Source organism: Paenibacillus sp. FSL R7-269 (assembly GCF_000517865.1).
Taxonomy (GTDB): domain Bacteria; phylum Bacillota; class Bacilli; order Paenibacillales; family Paenibacillaceae; genus Paenibacillus_AQ.
The window spans coordinates 92,545-112,561 of record NZ_ASPS01000019.1; the positions used below are offsets into that span (position 1 = coordinate 92,545).

The 20,017-nt window shown below is 53.0% G+C and carries 15 protein-coding genes; 8 read left to right on the plus strand and 7 right to left on the minus strand.

The window, feature by feature from the left end:
- Positions 1-42 precede the first annotated feature (42 nt).
- Positions 43-2,247 (plus strand): alginate lyase family protein, encoded by a 2,205-nt coding sequence (locus C162_RS09005; protein WP_235218386.1) that lies wholly within the window; start codon positions 43-45, stop codon positions 2,245-2,247.
- Positions 2,248-2,295: 48 nt separating this feature from the next.
- Here C162_RS09005 and C162_RS09010 read toward each other — a convergent pair whose 3' ends face one another.
- The 5 genes from C162_RS09010 to C162_RS09030 form a co-directional block, all read right to left on the minus strand.
- Complete coding sequence (locus C162_RS09010; RefSeq protein ID WP_036693661.1) at positions 2,296-3,087, minus strand: (2Fe-2S)-binding protein; 792 nt, start codon at positions 3,085-3,087, stop codon at positions 2,296-2,298.
- Positions 3,084-4,091, minus strand: a complete 1,008-nt coding sequence (locus C162_RS09015; RefSeq protein ID WP_036693663.1) for an ABC transporter substrate-binding protein — start codon at positions 4,089-4,091, stop codon at positions 3,084-3,086. The genes C162_RS09010 and C162_RS09015 overlap by 4 nt, the downstream gene beginning before the upstream one ends.
- Positions 4,092-4,173: 82 nt before the next feature.
- Positions 4,174-5,811, minus strand: coding sequence for an ABC transporter substrate-binding protein (locus C162_RS09020; protein WP_084648869.1), 1,638 nt, complete (start codon positions 5,809-5,811; stop codon positions 4,174-4,176).
- Positions 5,812-5,852: 41 nt separating this feature from the next.
- On the minus strand, positions 5,853-6,878 hold the full coding sequence (locus tag C162_RS09025) for a substrate-binding domain-containing protein (RefSeq protein ID WP_036693667.1): 1,026 nt from the start codon (positions 6,876-6,878) through the stop codon (positions 5,853-5,855).
- 117 nt (positions 6,879-6,995) lie between these two features.
- On the minus strand, positions 6,996-7,772 hold the full coding sequence (locus C162_RS09030; RefSeq protein ID WP_036693668.1) for a polysaccharide deacetylase family protein: 777 nt from the start codon (positions 7,770-7,772) through the stop codon (positions 6,996-6,998).
- Between the two features lie 192 nt (positions 7,773-7,964).
- Between C162_RS09030 and C162_RS09035 the strand changes: the two genes are divergently transcribed.
- The 3 genes from C162_RS09035 (at position 7,965) to C162_RS35925 (ending at position 11,890) form a co-directional block, all read left to right on the plus strand.
- Positions 7,965-9,374 (plus strand): deoxyguanosinetriphosphate triphosphohydrolase family protein, encoded by a 1,410-nt coding sequence (locus C162_RS09035; protein WP_036693670.1) that lies wholly within the window; start codon positions 7,965-7,967, stop codon positions 9,372-9,374.
- 202 nt (positions 9,375-9,576) lie between these two features.
- Entirely contained in the window at positions 9,577-11,361 is a 1,785-nt protein-coding gene (locus tag C162_RS09040; protein WP_036693672.1) for a methyl-accepting chemotaxis protein, read from the plus strand.
- A 352-nt stretch (positions 11,362-11,713) separates the two neighbouring features.
- The gene (locus tag C162_RS35925) at positions 11,714-11,890 is read left to right on the plus strand and encodes a hypothetical protein (RefSeq protein ID WP_156949587.1); all 177 of its coding nucleotides are present in this window, start codon (positions 11,714-11,716) and stop codon (positions 11,888-11,890) included.
- Between the two features lie 257 nt (positions 11,891-12,147).
- Here the strand turns inward: C162_RS35925 and C162_RS09050 are convergent, their stop codons facing one another.
- On the minus strand, positions 12,148-13,104 hold the full coding sequence (locus C162_RS09050; RefSeq protein WP_036693676.1) for a D-2-hydroxyacid dehydrogenase: 957 nt from the start codon (positions 13,102-13,104) through the stop codon (positions 12,148-12,150).
- A 90-nt stretch (positions 13,105-13,194) separates the two neighbouring features.
- Here C162_RS09050 and thpR point away from each other — a divergent pair, with 90 nt between their 5' ends.
- Positions 13,195-13,800 carry an RNA 2',3'-cyclic phosphodiesterase gene (gene thpR, locus C162_RS09055; RefSeq protein WP_036693677.1) on the plus strand — a complete coding sequence of 202 codons (606 nt, stop codon included), beginning with the start codon at positions 13,195-13,197 and terminating at the stop codon, positions 13,798-13,800.
- Between the two features lie 83 nt (positions 13,801-13,883).
- Positions 13,884-14,786, plus strand: coding sequence for a cell wall hydrolase (locus C162_RS09060; RefSeq protein WP_036693679.1), 903 nt, complete (start codon positions 13,884-13,886; stop codon positions 14,784-14,786).
- A gap of 204 nt (positions 14,787-14,990) precedes the next feature.
- Here C162_RS09060 and C162_RS09065 read toward each other — a convergent pair whose 3' ends face one another.
- Positions 14,991-16,187, minus strand: coding sequence for a UDP-N-acetylglucosamine--LPS N-acetylglucosamine transferase (locus C162_RS09065; protein WP_036693680.1), 1,197 nt, complete (start codon positions 16,185-16,187; stop codon positions 14,991-14,993).
- Between the two features lie 298 nt (positions 16,188-16,485).
- On the opposite strand from C162_RS09065, the gene C162_RS09070 reads away from it, so the two are divergent.
- Both C162_RS09070 and C162_RS09075 read left to right on the plus strand, forming a co-directional pair.
- Positions 16,486-17,061: a TetR/AcrR family transcriptional regulator gene (locus C162_RS09070; protein WP_036693681.1), complete on the plus strand. Its 576-nt coding sequence runs from the start codon at positions 16,486-16,488 to the stop codon at positions 17,059-17,061.
- A 231-nt stretch (positions 17,062-17,292) separates the two neighbouring features.
- On the plus strand, positions 17,293-19,647 hold the full coding sequence (locus C162_RS09075; protein WP_036693682.1) for a YhgE/Pip domain-containing protein: 2,355 nt from the start codon (positions 17,293-17,295) through the stop codon (positions 19,645-19,647).
- Positions 19,648-20,017: the final 370 nt, after the last annotated feature.

The window sequence follows — 20,017 nt, forward strand, 5'->3', positions numbered from 1 at the left end:
GCGGATGAATCCGCAAATATAAAGGTGATGATAGAATTGACCATGAATTATAAAGATCTGCGGCACAATCCCGCATACACGAAGCCGCAGCTATCGGCTGGAGAATTCTTAAGCACAATGCTGGACTTGACCAGACCGGAGCTTGCCGGTGTAGCTGCGAAGCTGGACGTAGGCGATGTCCCCGGTGCACGGGATGCTTATCTAGGTGTCATTGCAGCGGGTAACAACGGGAGATATTACTTTGATGTGAAGGATGTTCCTGGGCTTACGGCGTATGCCGCCAGCCATTACAGCGGAGAGGAGGAGGCGCAGCAGGATATTGCCGAAGCGGACCGGATTGTGGAGGGAGATATTCCCCTGTTCAAAGGGAAAAGAGTGCTCTTCCGGCACGGAAGCTATGACTGGAACAGCTGGCTGTTCGACAGCTCGCAGTATCAGCTGCATCTGACCCGGTTCGTCTATGTGAAGCGCCTGTCCAGAGCCTATGCGCTGACCGGGGATGACAAATACGCCAGATGCTTCAATGATATGATCAGCGATTTCATTGACGATAACCCTATGCCGGTGGATGGTACGTTCCGGGCGGAGCACTCGACCTGGGACCCCCTCTCAGCGGGTGTGCGGATGTTCATGCTGCCGGAAGCCTTCATTACCTTCTTCAGCTCTCCGGCCTTCGAGCCTGAGGTGAAGCTGAAGCTGATTCAGTCCTTCCAGCAGCATGGGGAATATGTGCGCAAATATCATGCCAGCGGCGGGAATCATGTCTGCATGCAGCTCCGGGGGCTGACTCAGACGGCGCTGCTTCTGCCGGAGCTGAAGGATTCTGCTGCGTGGCTGGAATACGCCGGACGGAAGCTTCCGGGATACATCCTTGAGAACGTCTACCCCGACGGGGTACAGTTTGAGGCCAGCCCGAATTACCACCTGATCGTCATGCGCGAGCTGTACGAACTGGTGGTTCTGTATCAGAAGCTCGGCATCGATGCCGGAGAATACAGGGAGACGCTGGAGAAAATGTATGTCGTCACGATGCATCTGCTGGCACCGGACGGGCAGCTGGTTAAGTTCGGCGATACGGATGTTCAGGTCGTCAGCGAGCTGCGCAACGTCATGAGCCTTGGCGCTTACCTGTACCAGCGGGGGGACTTCAAGGCGCTGGGACATGAGCGGCTGCCATTCTCCCTGTTGTGGAGAGTGGGGCCGGAGGCTGCAGCGGAGTATGATCAGCTGAAGGCCGTGGAGCCTGTGGAGACGGCCGCCTGCTTCCCGGCAGGCGGTTATGTGACCTCGCGCCAGGGCTGGAGCCCTAACGATATGTACATGGCGATGCGGGCAGGTGTCGGGATCGGCGGGCATGCGCATTCCGATGCACTCAGCCTGGTGCTCTACGCCGGAGGACGCGAGCTGCTGGCGGATTCGGGTATGGGCTTGTTCGAGTGGAACAAGGAACGTAAATATACAGTCTCGACCCGTGCCCATAACACTGTGGTTGTAGACGGTCAGGACCAGCATGTGCGCAGCTTCCACTGGAATACGCCGCCTACGGCGAGCTGCAGAATCTGGGATACCCAGTTCAATGAAGCCTATGATTATGCTTTTGCAAGCCAGTACGGATATACCCGGTACGAAGATCCGGTGGTTCACTCCCGTAAGGTGCTGTTCGTCAAGAACAGCTACTGGCTGATTGTGGACCTGTTCGAAGCAGAAGGGCAGCACCGCTATGAGCAGTACTTCCACCTGCCGCCGGGGGCAGCGGCCTACGATTCGCTCAGCACGGAAGTGGTCTCGCAGCTGGAGGGGGCCAATCTGCTGCTGAAGCCGCTCCCCTCCGGGCTGGCGGAGGACCGGCTGACGCTGGAGCAGGGCCTGATCTTCAAGCAGGGGCACTACAGCGGGAATCCGGTAATGAAGCGCGACCTGACCTTGACCGGGAGCGCGGCGATCGTAACCCTGGCCGTTCCGTTCGGAACAGCGAAGCCGCAGGTGAATGTAGAACGGCTGCCTGTCCGGCAGCAGGGGGATTTGCTCTCCGTGCACGAGGCCACCGCGCTGCGTATCGTGATGGGGGACCGGGTGGACGACATTTTCCTCTACCATAAGAGTATTGATGTGACCAGCTACCTTGACCATACCGGCAATAGTATCTCCGAGGCGCTGCTGCCCCGCAAGACGGAACCGGAAGGCATCGCGTTTGCCGGAGGCAGCTATAACCGGGATGTTATTGTCGTTAGCGGTCATAGAGAATAGCACAGCACGAATAAGTAACGCCCCTCCCGAACCGGTGAGGGGCGTTGCTTATTCATCTAATATACGCCCTCGCTCTTCCGGGGATAGCTTGGGGCAAGTGCTGCAATACTCTCCGGCATCAGGTCCAATCCTGATCCGGTAGGCCAGGCAGCAATGCTTGCGCAGATAGAAGGGACGGCCTTGCAGCTTCGGATGCTCATACCGGCGGAATCTTACAGATAATTCATTTCGTATCTCCGGCTGAAGCAGGGTAGTATAATCCTGGCCGATGATCCGGCCACGCTCCTCTGAATCCCAAATTCGCCTGTCCGTCAGCAGCCGTCCATACAGGTTATGCAAATTATGTGCAATCAGCGACCACATGACTTTCTCCTTAGCTCCCGTATACCCTGATACAGCCTGGAGCACCTGCCGTAAATGTGCCAGCAGGCGATCCATATAGCCGGCAAGGCAGGCTTGACGGACTTCCGAAGGATTAGCAGGCCATTTGTCCGTGGCTGCCGTCTCCGCTTCATACTGCATCATTCCTGCATCCGTTAGCCTGAACCGTAAAGCGCCGGGCAACAGAGAGAGCGGGGTATCGAAGAGAGTGATGGAGGCGGCCAGTCCCATGATCAACACCGAGTACCTTTTGGCAAATAAAGTTCCGACCACAATTCCTCCAGGCTCCCCAAGCTGAACCGATTGCTTGCCGATAATGAGCGGTAGCCTCTCTGCATCCAATAGATCTTCTGTACTGTAAGGAAAAGAATTATTCCTGTCCTCCGCGACAGTCACGGCAAAATGCTGCTGCATGAAATCTTGTATCCACTGGCTCCCAAAAGGTTCAGCGCTGCTCATGGCTCCATCCATGCCATTATTTCATCAATAATCTCGCCCCGGCCGATAACCCCCCAGCCCTTGAAGAGCCAGAAGGAATCGGTCTCATGAACCTTTCCTCCCTGTACGGCAGGGATGTTCTTCCAGAGTGCGCTGGCCTGCATGTTGTCCAGGAAATCGCGGGCATTGGAATCCACCTCAAGGACGATAAAGTCTGCCCCCAGCTCCGGTATTTTCTCCAAGGATAGATCAACTCTTTTCTCTTCCGGCGTAAGTGCGGCAGGTTCGAACCCGAGATCCTGATAGAGTAATGCATTGGTTGGATGACCTTGTTGTGCGTACACTTGGAGTGTCTTCTCCCGTACACGGAGGTAGGCGAGTTTTTTGCTGTCCAGCGCTTTGATTTTCCCGCTGGCCTGGACCGTTTTCTGTTCCAGTTCAGCAATTTTTTCCTTCGCCAGGTCCGTCTTGTCATACATCTCCGCAATGGTTAGCAGGTCCTTGGTCCAAAAGGAAGTATCGTCGCCATAATCAAGCCATTCATTTCCAAGAACGATGGTAGGGGCGATTTTGTTCAGCTGCTCATACGAATTCTCGGCCGTCCGGCTCTCAATAAGAATCACATCCGGATCAAGCAAGGTAATGGCCTCAAGGTTGGGATTATCCGCCGAACCTACGGTTTGTACACCCTGCAGCTTGTCAGCCAGATAGGGAAGATACTCTCCTCCGTACCGGACCTCTGTGTTCACGCCGGAAGGCTTCTCTCCGATAGTCAAAAGATGATCTATGTACTCTGCTGTGAGAACAACGATCTTATCGATTTCGGACGGAATCACAGCTTCTCCCTTAAGGTGGGTAATTGTGCGTGTGCCCGTTTCCGCAGCCCCCTGACCGCTGGGTTGGGAGGCGGAGGGACGCGGTTCTTCAGAAGCCGGTTGTGATTGTCCTGCTCCATTGCTGCAAGCCGCCAGGATCAGCAGCAGCACGGCAAAGAGCATGAACTGGAGGGATTTCATTCGCTTCATTTATTTCTTAGTCTCCTTTGTGCAATAGATAATAATAATCATTATCATTATGATAGGAGAACGATACATACTTTTCAATGGATTATAACCCTGTGTTGGCGTGGATAATTCTATCGGCCGGCCTGCTAATCCGGGATACAACATACGACATGGCCCACTTTCTGCCTGAGGGTCCGAGTGTTTTGAACAACAGATCTCCGGCATCGAATACCCGGGACTGCTTCACTGCATCCAGGGAAGACCATTCTCTGGACGAGAGCAGTGCTTCCAGCCGTTGTCTCGATTCCAGGGTAGGGTCCGCAGCCAAGAAGATGGTTCCCGGGTTATACCCGGGAAGCTCATGAATCTCGAAATCCATTGCTTCAGTCTGCTCACGGGTTGAGGGGGGCGGACTCAGTCCAAGATCTTGGTATAGCAGAGTTCCTGTCTGATTGGAGGCGCCGTACAAGCGGTAGAATTCAGAGCTGACTCTGATAAAAGAAACGGTGGGCAGCACATCCTGTGCCTCCAGCTGTGATCTAAGGAGGTGCTTCTGCTCTGCGTAGCGGTTCATCCAGTCGTCAGCCTGCTGCTCTCTGCCCAGAATACGGGACAACCTTGACAACTGCTGCTCCACATTATCGGTATGCTTAAGAACAACCGTCGGTGCGATGGACTCCAGCAGCTCGCCTGGTAACAGGCGGTCGCTCCCAATAATCAGATCAGGCTTCACCCGTGCCAGCTCTTCATAATTCAACCGGGAACCGTTCAGGCGGACAATGTCCTGCTCCAGTATACCGGAGTGGGGAAGGCTGTGATTTTTTGACACCCGCTCCCGGTAAGACAGCGCAGCCACTGGCGCCAATCCAAGTGTCATCAGGTAATCATCCAGACCATAGTAGAGAACAGCAATACGGATATGATTATTTTTGAGGTAGCCGGCCGGTGCCACGCCTTCCGATTTTTTGAACACCCGGCTAAAATAATGCTCGTCCTTATAGCCCACTTCCTTGGCGATCGTCTTGACCCGTTCAGAAGAGAACAACAGCTGCTTGGCCCTTTTTATCCGCTCCTCCAGTAAATAAGTCATAGGAGTCTTTTCTGTAAGCTGCTTGAATGCTCTGATAAAATGATTGGTGCTTAAGCCCGCCATTAGAGCCAGTTGACCAACTTTAAGCTCTTGGTTGTAGTTATTCTTCATGTAGGCAAGCGCAATGTCCATTCCTACAGCCTTGTCCTGCACAATACGCTTACTTGGTTGAAGGAGCATCGCGAGCAGCTGCTGCAGCCGGTATTTGGCGTGCATGATATCCTCCGGGTCACGGGTACGGTGAAAGGAGCTCATTTGGCTGGTGATCTCTGCAGCCTGTGGATGGGCGGAAGCTTCAAGCTTCCCGCTAATTGGAAATACCGGAGGGTGGAGCTGCTGTTGCCTGCGATTTTTACGAAGCTGGATACAGGAGAAGAAAATGATCATATAACGCAGCGGTTCTGCCGTCAGCGCTTTGCCTTCCACCGAAGTTTCGGGCAATAACAAAAAGAAGTCTCCTTTATTCGCCGTAAGCAGCCTCCCATTTAGGATAATCTGCCCTTTACCTTCTGTAACATAACACAAGGCATGGTGGTGAAGGATCCTTCGGGGCAAAGACTCCCCCTCTGCAAATCTTCCGTAATAGCTGTGTACGCTTGAAAAAAACAAGCGCTCCAGCCTGAATGCTGTCTGCGGTATTGTGGATAACATGCGTACCTCCTCGTTCGGCCGGAAAAAAATAGCAGATCCTTTCAAGTCTCGTAAATAATATCCCCCGTCTCGCTCAGGTCATAGCTGTGAATCGAGCTTAGTTCACTGCGGAACGCTTCCGAGCGCAGAATATCCAGAATGGCGTTAATCCAGACTTCATTCTCCGGCTTCTTCACCATGACCAGATCGTAGCGCTCGCGGATCAGCGGAATGAAGTCGATGCCGTCAATGATTTTGGCGGCTTTCTCGGTGCCGATGCCCACATCCGCCCCGCCTCTCGCCACCAGGCTGGCTACTGCCAAATGGCTGTTCTCTTCATTAGTGTATCCGTTCAAGCGGGATGACGGGATTCCATGCAGGCGCAGCTGTTCATCCAGAAGCACCCGGGCGCCGGAGCCGCGCTCACGGTTGATCAGCGTCACTCCGTCCTGCCGGAGGTCTCCCCAGCTGCGGATGCCCAGCGGATTGCCCTTCTGCACATAGAAGCCTGCGCTGCGAGTTAGCAGATGCACTACTATATAGGAGAAGCCTACGAGCAGCTTGCGGATATAAGGCAGGTTATATTCACCGCTGTCGCCGTCCAGCAGATGGGTGCTTACAATATCTGATTCGCCCTGATACATGGCAATGAGGCTGTCCAGACTGCCCGCATAGGAACGGAGCGGCCGGGTGGACGGCAGGGTCCGCTCCAGATGAGTCGCCAGAATATCAAGCGACATATCCTGCCCGGTAATGACTACATTTACACCACTGCTCTTCATACTGTGCGGCGGCGGGGAGGCAAAGGCCTGATAAGGCGCGGCGAACGGGAGGCCCGTCTGCTGCGATGGCTGGGCCTGCGGCAGTGCAGCTTCGGTCAGCCCGCCCCCGGGCAGTGGATTCGCATAAGCCCCGCTGTTGCGGGAATTTTGCTTGTATTTCTCCAGATCGGAGAGGTCAACGCGCATCTGCTTGCCGACACGGTAAGAGGGAAGCTCGCCCTTTTTAATGAGATCATAGACCTTGAGCTTGGAGATTTTGAGCAGCCGGGCGATTTCCTCGGTTGTATAGGAAGTATTCTCGGTCATATATTGTACCCTCCTGGGGGATGGACTGCGGCAGATTCACAAATAGCCATATTATGATAGCCTTATTATGCTCAAGACTACCTTATTTTGTGAACCTGTGCAATCCGGGGAGGCCCCCTAATAGGTTATATGCCGGTCCGTCTTCGCCTGCTGTACATCGGATAACTCAATCAGCTCCGAGACGGTAACGAACCTGAAGCCCTGCTTCTTCAGCTCAGGCAGAATAATCTTCAGCGCTTCCTTCGTCTGCGACGGCCCATGGACATGGTCATGGAACAGGACAATATCGCCGCTCTTGGCATTGCGGATCACCCGGCTTGAGATGTTCCAGACGCCGGGGCGGTTCCAGTCGCGGGTGTCCTGATGCCAGGACCACAGTACGGGCTTCAGGCCCATGCTGTTAGACACATCGATCAGAGTCTCGTCATACATTCCGCCCGGCGGTCTGAACAGGCTGCTGTGTCTGCCGGATATCTTCATAATTTCCTGCTCCGTCAGTGCGAGCTCCTCCTGAATCTGCTTCCCGGAGATCGGCCTTTTGAAATAGACATGGTTATAGGTATGGTTCGCCAGCTCATGTCCTTCATTAATTACGCGTCTGGCGACATCGGGATAAGCGGCGATCCGCTTGCCAATCGCAAAAAACGTGCATTTCGCTTGATACTCATGCAACACCTCCAGAATGCTGTCCGTCTCCAGGGGGTCCGGGCCGTCATCGAAGGTCAGCGCAATTACCTTCTGGCTGGTGCGCACTTCCCAGATCATATCGCCGCGCTCCTCATAGTAGTAGCGGTTTTTTGCCTTGTTCGGACTGCCCAGGGCCAGATCGGAAGGGCTATGTATCAGCACTAGCGCTGCAAGAACTGCGGCGGTCATTCGGGTGGCTGTTCTCATGGCTCTCAGATTCACTCCACACTTGTTTTTATAAGCGGTTCCTGCTGCTTAAGTCTTAGAATGCTCTATCCCCCTTGGTTGCTATGCATTTATAGCAGCCCGCAAGGCGATTTGCATTTTAGAGTGAAAGTTCCGGCGGAAATGACTTATAATAAGTTACTAAATACAGATCAAGGAATAGGGGCAGCGGAGATGACACTGATTGAACAAAGAGAGCATAGACAATATCCCGAAATCACGAAGCTGGAGACCTCCAGAGCCGCATATGAACGCGACTATTCGCGTCTGATCCATTCGCCGACCTTCCGGCGGCTGCAAGGCAAATCTCAGGTGTTTGGAGCCGGAACCGGGGATTACTACCGGACGCGTCTGACCCATTCGCTGGAGGTGGCACAGATTGCCCGTGAAGCGGCCAAAAGCCTGCTGCGTTCTTACCCGGAAGTAGAGACAGGAGCCGCGGAGAATCCGGGCCTGGTCATTGATCCGGAGGTAGTGGAATGTGCGGCCATCGCCCATGACTTCGGTCATCCCCCATTTGGACATAAGGGAGAAGAGGTGCTGGACAACCTGCTGGAGAAGCTGGTGACCCGCAAGACGGTGGAGGCGGTGGCCAAGTCCGGCGCTGGTCCCGTTCAGCAGCAGACGATTCATGAGAGCATGAAGCGCAAATATGAGCATTTTGAAGGCAACGCCCACAACTTCCGCCTGATCATGTTCCTGGAGAAGCGTGAGAATATCGACGGCCTGAACCTCTCGGACGCGGTGCTGCTGGGCATTAACAAGTATCCTTTTCCCGGGACGGTACTGAAGAAGGGGATGTATCTGCACGAATGGGAGTATATCCATGAGATCCGCACCCAGTGGGGAATTCCGGCAGGCAAAAAGACGCTGGAAGCGCAGCTGATGGACCTGTGTGACGATATTGCTTATTCGGCGCATGACCTGGAGGACGGTATCAAGGCCGGGAAGATTGAGGTACATGAGCATTTCATGCATGACGACTATATCCAGCGGCTGATTGTGGAGAAAATCACCACGCTTGAGGATGCCTTTTGGTCCGGCTGGAACAAGTCTGCGATCCGCTTCAAAGTGGAGGAGGTACTGAGTTCATTCCTGCGTGTCTGGAAGGAGAAGATGCCTACCTGTGAGAATGACTATTCCCGTACCCGCCGTGAAGTCAAAGCCTATTGGGTCAGTACCTTCGTCGCCAGCCTCGGCGTGATTGGGGACGGGGACTGGAAGAAGGTTACCTTCATTAAGGAAGGCAAGGAGGATGAGGACATGCTGCGGACCGTCAGTGTGCTCAAAAGCTTCGCCTGGGTAACGATGATCCGCGATTTACGCGTACAGCGTCTGCAGAAACGGAGCGAGTGGATACTGCGGCGGCTGTGGGAGGCATTCCTTGATCCCGAGACATCCCGGAGTATCATCCCTTCGGACTGGCTGCAGCGGTTCGAGAAGGACCAGAAGTCGGCCAGACCGATTTGGACCTGGGAGCATATGGTGACGGATTATATTGCCGGAATGACTGACGCTTTTGCCGAGAAAATCTACAATGAGCTTTACGGACTGAAGGTCGGCTCGATATACGATCTGGATTAGACCCATATAGTGGAACACTTACCTGTCCGCCGCCCCGGCTGGCAGGTAATACCTTACATCGGGAGAAACATGTAAATTTTTAATCGTCTGCTGCCGAAATAGTACATACAACCTATTTTTTTTTGCTTTTTTTTATGAAAATAAATGTAATCAGATGGAAAATGGTGTAAACATCCAGACATTATCAAGGGGGCACACAGGTGTGGGTATAGGTCAGCGACTGAAGGATCTGTTAGGAAAAGGGAGAAAGGGAGCAGACAAGGAGCAGCAGGCAAGTCTAATCCAGGGCAGAAAAAGCATCGGCTCCAAGATAGCCTACGGTTATGCGGCTCTGGCTGTATTCGTTCTGATCAGCGGCGGAGTATCGCTCTATCAAATGAACGGCATGCAGAATAATACCGGGAAGATCATTAATCACATTATCCCCGAGTTGAATAAAATTCATAATGTCAATTACCTCACAGAGCATGTTATGGCGCTTAGCCTGCAGCATATCCTGAGCACTGACAGTGCGGACAAAAACGCCCTTGCGGAAGAGCGGTCCGAATACATCCGCAAAGTATCGGACACCTTTAAGGAGTATAAAGCCAACCTGACAGGAGATCAGGAGCTGAAGCAATTACAGTCGCTCGTCGGGAAATGGGGCGAGTTCCTGACGGTCAACAATCAGGCGATCCTGCTCAGCAGCTCCAAAGACGAGAAATTAGCTCTTGAGGTATCGCGGAAGGGGATTGACGCTTTTAATTCCATGCAGGTGGATCTGGATGCGCTGGTAGCGCACAGCCAGAAGGATGCTGAGAATGAGGGTGAAATATCTGCGCAAATTTTCAATACCTCAGTGACTTTAAATATCGTGACTGTACTGGTTGTGCTTCTGATGATTGGCTTGACTAACACGGTTATCCGCAGAACGATCATCAATCCGCTGAAAAGGGTAACTGCGCAGCTGCAGCAGATCTCCAGCGGGGATCTGACGGCCGAAGAGACGCTGATCCGCAACAAGGACGAGATTGGCCTGCTCGCCAAGACAGTGAATGAAACGAACCGCACGCTGCTCGAAATGGTCAGTCAGATCAGAAATGTATCCACTATTATTTCGGAGCAGGGCGATGAGCTGATGCATCGAATTGCCGATACGAAGGAAGGCAGCAGCCAGATCGCGCTGACGATGGAAGAGCTGGCCACAGCGTCCGGAAGCCAGGCCGAAGCAGCGGTGGATGCCTCCAAGGCGGTGGAGGAGCTAAATACGTTAATTGAGAATTTTGCCGGCAGAGGTACGGATCTCTCCAACCATTCCGAGCAGGTACGGCAAAAGGGTGAAAAGGGCCGGTCGCTTATGGAAAGCTCCGTGGCGCAGATGAACGAGATTGCCGATGCGGTCTCGCAGTCCATGGATACCGTAGAAGAGCTGAACCGCAAGAATGAGGGGATCTTCCATCTGGTGGGAGCCATCCGGAGCATCTCGGAGCAGACTCATCTGCTGGCGATCAATGCTGCCATTGAAGCCGCACGGGCCGGTGACAGCGGACGCGGCTTCGCCGTTGTCGCACAGGAAGTACGGAAGCTGTCAGAGGATGTACAGCGGACAGTATCGGAGATTACAGAGATTACGCAGGGCATCCAGCTCGACTCCAGAACCATGGTAGAGCAGCTGCGCGGCGGGGTAGCCAAGACGGAGCAAGGCAGCCGGCAGATTGTGGAGACCGGTGATGCGCTGGCAGAAATTAACGGCTCGGTCCGCATGATGGCGGTGACCATCGACGAGATGGGCCAGGACCTGCAGCAAATGACCGGTGCCAGCGAGACTATGAACGAGTTCAGCCAGCATATCTCGGCACTCTCCCAGGAATCCGCGGCAGGTGTCGAAGAGACCTCTGCTTCTGCGCATGAGCAGCTCAGCTCAACCACTGCCGTGGCTAACGGCATCTCAGAGCTGAAGCTGCTGCTTACGGAGCTTCGGGAGTCGGTGAGCCGATTTAAGGTGTGAGGGGGATAGATTGAAGCGGTAAAATTTCGGGGATTAGGGATACGCCGTGACTGCAGAGAATGTTTGGACTTCCGGCCGCTGTTGTTCCAGGATTTCTTGGATTGAACCGCAGTAGCGGTTGAAATCCGGGAACAGCTGATGCTTCCGAAGCTAGCTTTCCTGCGGAAAGCTTTCAGGCGGACGCTGTCGCTCCTACAGTTCCAAACTTCTCTTCCGCCACTGCTCCCTAATGGGGAAATTTCAAGTTCAATCTATTTAGGGATGGAAGTATATAAAGAGCCTCTGCTTAGTTCAGCAGAGGCTCTTTATTATGCGTGAATTCGTGAATCGCGGAATCATTGAATGAACTGAATTGCTGAATTTAGTTGAAAGAGTTGAACGAGCTGAGCATGTATCGACATGTGGTGCTGGTGATGCTGTTGCTGATATTGGTGCAGGTGCAGGTGCTGGTGCTGGTGCTGATGTTGGTGCTGGTGCTGGTGCTAATGAGTTCGCTTGGAATCCTGCACAATTTGCAACATTTACCTGATCAATATGAGGTGAATGAGAGAATGTTGTACAAATGTCAGCAATTCTTATCCAGTTGGCAGATGAAGGGGACAATTCCTGCATTTCATGCAACAATCTTCTCGAATAGCCCAAATTGGCGATACCCGAGTTGCAATATGTGCAACATTTGGCCGCAGGGGAACGTTAAAACTCTAAACTGTGAGTCAACCCGCCAAGCTACGGCCTGCCTGCCAACCCCCTAGCTCTACAACCCGCCAGCTCAGCCGCGAAAGGAACTTAATACTGGCGGCTGTAGTCCACCAGGTTGCGCGAAGGCTTGCCGGATTCCAGGTAGGCCTTCATGTTCTCCACGAAGATGTCGACCACCCGGTCGGCATAGCGGTCGGTTACCCCGGCACAGTGAGGGGTGATGATGACCTGCTCCATGTCCCATAGCGGGTGGTCCTCCGGGAGCGGCTCGGTCTCGAAGACATCAAGGCCCGCTCCGGCCAGCTGGCCGCTATTCAGTGCGGCGATCAGGTCGTTAGTATGAGTGGTCACGCCGCGGCCAATATTAATATAGTAGGCCCCCTGCTTGCAGGCGGAGAAGACTTCAGCATCGAACAGGCCCCGTGTCTCATCTGTGAGAGGCAGCGTGTTGACTACGAAGTCCGCTTCACGGACGGAATCCTTCAGTTCCCTAGTGGTGAAAATCTGGTCGAAGCCCTCCACCGGCCGGCCGGAGCGGCTGACACCGATTGTCTTCATCCGGAAGGCCTGGGCGATTCTGGCGGTCTCGCTGCCGATCGCTCCGGTTCCGGCGATGACGATCGTCTTGCCGGTCAGCTCGCTCTCCTGCCCGTCCGAGTGCCAGCGGCGGTTCTGCTGGTTACGGATGGCCGTGTGCATGTTACGTGTGAACATCAGCATGAAGCTGAGGATGACGGCAGTAATCGGTTCCGCATGCACGCCGCTGGCGTTCGTCAGCAGAATTTCGCGCTCTTTCATGGCTTCCAGCGGAAGCTTCTCTACACCGGCGGACCAGGCTTGTACCCAGCGGAGCGGCGAGCCCTGGCGCAGCACGGTGTCACGGATGCCTTTGCCCCAGCCGATAATAATCTCTGCGCCGGCGAGCAGATCCAGATCAGGGTTTCTGGAATCTCCCAGGGTGAGTGTGTACTTTGGTGCAGCGGCCCGGATCAGCTCCTGTTGAGCAGAGGAGAGCTGCTGCATACAAACGATGGATTTAGTCATGATGGTTCCCTCCTGTTCTACATTTCAGTAGAGAAATGGACGATAAGTATAGATAAGCATAACAAATCTGCCTGGAAAGGTGAAATTCGCATGAACCATTTGGACCCGGAGCAAGAAGTAGAGCGCCTGTTCGTTGCCGTGCCGCTGCCTGATAGGCTGCTTGAATATCTGAAGAATGAGTCTGCCCGTGTGTCGTCCGGACTTAAATTTGCGAGATGGACACATTTTAAAGATTTCCATATTACGCTGCAATTTCTTGGAGATACCCCCAGGGAAACTATTCCAGCTCTCTATGAGGCCTTATGGACGGTTGCACGCTCAAGTAAAGGCTTTCAATTGAAGCTCGGCGAATGGGGCACCTTCGGTCTTCCAGACTCGCCAAGAGTGCTCTGGGCGGGGGTTTCCGGAGAATTAGAGCCGCTGAAGGAGCTGCAGCGAAAGGTGGTTTCAGCGACCCTTCCCTTAGGTTATACTCCAGAGATGCGAACGTACAATCCCCATTTGACGGTGGCCCGCAAATATCGCGGAGAAGATCCGTTTACGCTGGAGCGGCTGGGAAATTTACGGATGGAGAAGCACCCCTCGGACCAATTACTTCCAGACATAGGCTGGACGGTAGATGCTTTTGTGGTGTATGCTACCAGGATGCATGCCATTCCTATGTATGAAATGACTGAAAAATTTACATTTTTCTAAATATAAAATCGACAAGAAAGTTTTCAAAGCTTCCATTTTCGGTTACATACAATAGGAATGTGCCGTAAAATAGGAGGTAAAACATGTTGATTTTCAAACAGAGCCGCTATATTGCGCTGCTGGTTGGTGTAATCCTAGTGTCTTTCTCAGCGATAAGTTTGATGAACCCCGAAGGAACTGCTGCTACCGGGGAGAATGTAATAGAAATGGGTAAGCTGAAGTCTGCAAGCCATCAATCGGTAGAGCAGCTTATTCCGCAAGCCGTATCCGTCCTGCATAGGACAAGCCATTCAGCTGAAAATAGTACACCCATGCTCTTCACCACAGCTGCCAAGCCGGTCCATACCTGGACCCGCACGGTGAGTACAGGATGGTTAAGTCCCGAGAAGCTGCAGCACAAGAATGCGGCTAAGCCGGCTTCCATTGTGACTAAGCCTAAGGTAACTGTGGTGAAAGCATCGCCGCCAGCGGCGCAAGCGCTGAAGATCGCGGCAACGGGGACGAAGAGTGTGAAACCAAGCAAGGCTGTAACTCAGCAACATCCCCCCGCAACATTGTTCTTCTCCCGGACCAAGCTACTACCCAAGGAGCATCAAGCTGAAGCTACCTGGAGCTACGCCGTATCCGGAGAAGACCTGCATCTGCTGCAAAAAATCGTCATGGCAGAGGCAGAGGGCGAACCGTACAAGGGCAAGGTGGCAGTTGCCAACGTTGTTCTAAACCGGCTGCGGTCAGCCAATTTTCCCGACACGATCAGAGAAGTCATCTATCAAAAAAGGCAGTTCAGTCCTGTGGCAAACGGGCGTCTTAAACGCGTGAAGCCCAATGCGGACAGTATTAAGGCTGTGAACGCAGCGCTTATGGGGGTTAAAGAAGTTACGGATGATACCTATTTCTTCCTGTCGCTGACGCTGGCACAGGATCTTACCGTACATCATTCACGGACACTCGCGAAGACCATCGGCAATCATACCTTTTATAAATAATAAGGGTTCTTCCGTAAACAAAAAGATCTTATGCACCAGACGCTATACGTCTATTCAGTTACAGCTATTTGACGCAGCCGGAAGACACAGCCGTACTGCTGGCTCCGATGCCTTGTCAGGTCCGCGGCGCGAAAAGAACCTCCAGCCCCATTTCTATGGGCTGGAGGTTCTTTTGCACCTTCGTATGAATATCAGGATAAGGGCTTATGGTGTGACATAGACGGCTTCTTCTCCCCGTACCTTGGGCGGAGGGGCGCTCCACGCCTCGGAGAAGACGGCTTCCGCAGCTGGCTTGCCCAGCATCTTAAGAATGGTGGCGGCGCAGTGCTGCGGCTGCTGGAGGTCCGGAGAGGTCTTGCGCTTCTGCGGTCCTCCGAATCCGGCATATTCGCTCAGGAGCATGGAGAACCATTTGTCCACGACGCCCGGAGCAAGCATCTCGGCGAGTCCCAGCTCGACAAAATACTGGCTGTTCTTCTCTTCCTGGCCGGGGATGGCGTTATAGAACAGCATGGGAATACCTTTGGCCTGGCCTTCCGTGCAGGTCATTCCGCCGGGCTTCGTGATCAGCAGATCCGAGGCATCCATCAGCTTGTTGATCTCGCTGCTGTACCCAAGAATCCTTACGTTGGGATGGTTGAGCAGGGGGTTGGCCTGCATTTTGGCTATAGCCTTGTCGTTGCTGCCCATACAGAAGATAAGCTGGATCTCATTGATCCGGGCAGTGAGCGAGTTCATAATATCCTTGCCGAACATCAGGCCCCAGCCGCCGCCCATAATAAGCGCAGTCGGGATGTCAGCGAGCCCCAGCTCCTTACGCAGCTTGGTCTTACCCTGGGACTCCCAGAACTTCGGATGCACGGGAATCCCGGTCACCGTTACCAGCTCGGAGGGTACGCCGCGTCCCGTAAGAATGGATTTGACCCTGGAGGTCGATACCAGATACCGGTTGGCTTCCGCATTCACCCAGCTGCCGTGGGCATCATAATCTGTAATCAGCGTATAGAACGGCACATCAAGACCCTGGCGCTTGAGTCTGGAGATGACCGCAGCAGGAATCGGATGAGTACAGATAATCAGATCCGGCCGCAGCTGCTCAATGACCTGAGAGGCATGGGTATAAAAAATCCGGTGAAGGGCCAGCTTAGTCAACCGGTTCAGTGATTTATGATATTGGGTCTTATACATCATGCCGACCAGCTTAGGCTGGCTGCTGACAGTTTTGCGGTAAGCGGAAAGAATCCAAGGAGCGACCGTAGGATTCAGGAATTTTCCGAGCTCGAAGACCCGGCACTGAACATCAGGGTTCAGCAGTCGTATTCCTTCAGCCAGAGCATAGGCTGCCCCTGTATGGCCCGTGCCGAAGCCTTCCGAAAACAGCAGTACTCTTTTCTTTCGCATAAGTTCACCTGCAACTTTCCATTATAGGTAGGTTTGTTAGATAGCTTCATAAGTCCGTCTGCGGTTACTCGCGTACATGCTTCTCCTAATATTATACTAGGGATTTTGCTTCTTTTCTCACATTATACAAATAAGACGTAAATAGAAAGTTAAAACACTGCAATAAAATAAAAAAAATCAGCAAAAGTATTGCAAAGACATAGGCAAAGTGATAAAGTTGGTCTTGACCGAGTGACCGGATTAGTAAATTGGTCAGAACGGGAGTTATAGACGATCCTTCAGGAAAGGGAGTGTATGAATGGCTGTGGTAGATCGAAGGCAGCAGGTGCTTCAGGCGGCGACGAAGTCTTTTTCATTATTCGGGTATAAGGCAACAACGATGGATCAGGTCGCCAAGATTGCCAATGTCGGCAAAGGGACGATTTACACCTTTTTTACGAACAAGGAACAGTTATTTGATGAAATCCTGCGGGACGTCATCATCGAGATGAAAATGATCGCCGAGCGGGAGATTAGGCGTGATAAGCCGTTTTTTGATAATCTGCACCGTGTGCTGGATGCCCTGCTGGAATTTCGTAGCGAACACGAGCTATTCATCAAGCTGTCCCAGGAGAGTCTGGACTTCGGAACGCCGCAGGCTGGTGAAGGACTCGACAAGATCGAGAGTGTGGTGCTTGAATATCTGGAACGGGAGGTGGAGCAGGCCATTCGTCAGGGGGAAATCAAACCCTGCGATCCCCAGATTGTGTCGGTGGTAATGTTCAGGCTATATATCGCGCTTACTGCTGAACTGAGCAAGGTACATGTGCCGTTGACCAAAGAACAGATCAAGCATTATTTTCATCTGTTTTTGGCAGAGGGGCTGTCACAGTAGAAGTTAAGTCCGGTATAGGGATGGCGTTTCGCACTGCTGCGCTTTCCCTGATTGGAATGGATGGGCTGAGGCGGATGGTACTGAACAGGATAGCCCCTTTTTTTTGCCTTTGATTGACCGAATGGGGAAAACGGTCATCTGGTGTTACTGTAACATTCACGAAACTATCATTTCAAAGCAAGTCATCGTATTTTACAAGAGAGAGCATATGATCATAAGGAGAGAACCAGAATGAAATCTTTATCCGTGTTTATGAAGGATCTTGGCGCGGTATTCAAGAATCCCAAGATGCGCATTTCCATGTTCGCCATACTATTTATTCCTGTTCTGTACAGCGGATTGTTCCTGAAAGCATTCTGGGACCCTTACGGTAAAATGAACGAGCTTCCGGTAGCGGTTGTCAACCAGGATAAGGGTGCTGACTATGAAGGCACCAAGCTGACCGCCGGAGCAGATCTGGTCACGGAGCTGAAGAAGACGGACGGGTTCAAGTGGAATTTCGTCAGCCGGGAGCAGGCGGAAGCCGGACTTGCAGATAATACCTATTATATGGCGATTGTGGTTCCGGAAGACTTCTCAGCTAAGGCAACTACACTGCTGGATGCAGATCCGCAGCCGGCCAAGATTATCTACGAGCCGAATGAAGGCTACAACTTCCTGGCGGGCCAGATTGGCGGCACTGCAGTGAAGGATATCAAGAGCAAGGTATCCGCCAAGATTACGGAAGCTTACACCAGTTCTGTCTTTGATAAAATCACCAAAATCGCAGACGGTCTGGGCGAAGCCGGAGACGGTGCGACCAAAATCGCAGACGGCGCCACCAAGCTGGATGACGGCGCTCTGAAGCTGAAGGACAATCTGGTTGTCCTGACCGAAGGCACCGGCAAGCTGCTGAATGGCGTAGCGCCGCTGACGCAGGGCGTGAGTGATCTCAATAACGGAGCAGCCGCACTCAAAACCGGCACCAGCACGCTTGCCGGAGGACTGCAGCAGTTATCCGCAGCGCATAAGCAGCTGCAGGAGGGTGTAACGCAGTCGGCAGCGGGAAGCAAGCAGCTGAATGCCGGGTTGCAGAAGACAGTAGCCGGAACGGCTTCGCTGCAGGCCGGAACACAGTCGGCTGTAGCCGGCACCGAGAAGCTGCAGACAGGTACGAAGGCGGTTGTGGACGGCAGCGCGAAGCTTGCGGCCGGATTAAGCTCCTCCGCCGAGGGCAGTGCGAAGCTTGAAGCCGGACTTACGGCTTCGAAGGACGGCAGTGCCAAGACAGCAGCCGGAGCCAAGGCTGTAGCTGATGGTCTGCAGGCGCTGGCGAAGTCGAATCCTCAGCTGGCAGCAAGCCCTGAGGTGCAGAAGCTGCTTGCAGCAAGCGCAGCAGTAGCTGCGGGCACCGCGCAGCTGGACCAGGGTCAGCAGCAGCTCCTGAACGGAGCTGCGGCCCTGAACAGCGGCCAGGGGCAGCTGCTTGAGGGAGCGAATCAGCTGCACAGCGGTTCACAGCAGCTGGATGCAGGTGTAGGCCAGCTGCATGACGGAGCGCAGAAGCTCTACGCAGGCAGTTCGCAGCTGCTGGATGGCCAGAATCAGCTGGCAGCCGGTGCAGCCGCACTGGAGAACGGCGGCGCGAAGCTGACCGCAGGCATGAAGCAGTTCGGCGCGAAGCTGGACGAAGCTGCAGCGGGCGGCGTGAAGCTGGCAGACGGCGGCCGGGCGCTTGAAGCCGGCACTACGAAACTGCTGGCTGGAGCAGGCAAGCTGGGCAGCGGCCTTAGCTCGGTAGCCGATGGCTCGAAGAAGCTGAGTGACGGAGCAGGGCAGCTGAAGGATGGCCTGGATGATCTGAAGACAGGCTCCGGTGAGCTGGCAAGTAAACTGGGCGATGCGGCTTCGCAGACCAAATCGGTGAACAAGACCGATGGACTGGTATCCATGTTCGCCCAACCGGTACAGATCGAAGAAGTGAAGGTGAACAAGGTGCCTAACTACGGTACAGGATTCGCTCCTTACTTCCTGTCCCTCGGATTGTTCGTAGGTGCTCTGATTTGTACGATTGTTATCCCAATGCGTGATTCCGAAGTCATTGGAGCCAGCCGGTTCAACCGGTTCATGAGCCGTACCCTTACGTTCTCCATGATGAGTGTGCTTCAGGCACTGCTGGCTGTCCTGATTGTCTTGTATGGTCTCGGACTTGAAGTACAGAATGTACCCTTGTTCTACGCGTTCTCGTTCATTACCAGCCTAGCCTTCATGTGGATGATTCAAGCAATTGTTACTTGGCTGGATCAGCCGGGCCGCTTCGTAGTCATTCTGATTCTGATCTTCCAGTTGACTACAAGCGCAGGAACCTTCCCACTGGAGCTGATTCCTAACTGGATGAAGATCTTCAATCCGCTGCTGCCGATGACTTACAGTGTCAAAGGCTTCAAGGCAGTAATCTCTACTGGGGACTTCGGCTCTATGTGGGCCGATGCAGGAACACTTGGTGCTTATGGAATAATATTCCTTGCATTAACCTTCACCTACTTTATGACCCGTGACCGCGGCAATGAAGCTGTGCTGAAAAGTGAACAAGTTTTGACTGTATAAAGCAGCAATATTCTTTGTAAATCATACGAACCAAAAGCGCCCCCTTAGGGGGCGCTTTTGGTTTATTCATAAATATAAATAGCTAAAGGAAGTGCCGTTTTCAGTGCGGGAAAATGGTTGAAACGCTTTCAATGCATAAGCGCTTATTCGTCATTTATGCATAATTATACATTCGACAGTTTTTTTACGCTTTTATTCGCTAAAGCTGCACTGCAAAAGCAAATGTTAATCAAGCTCATAAAAAAGTTTAAATTGCGCTCATGTCAGCTCGATGATAAAATAATAACACCAATTCTGCCTGAATAATTATTAAGATTTTCCGCTGAAAAATTTTCCTGGAATTCCGTCTACTTTATAATAGAGAGGTTGC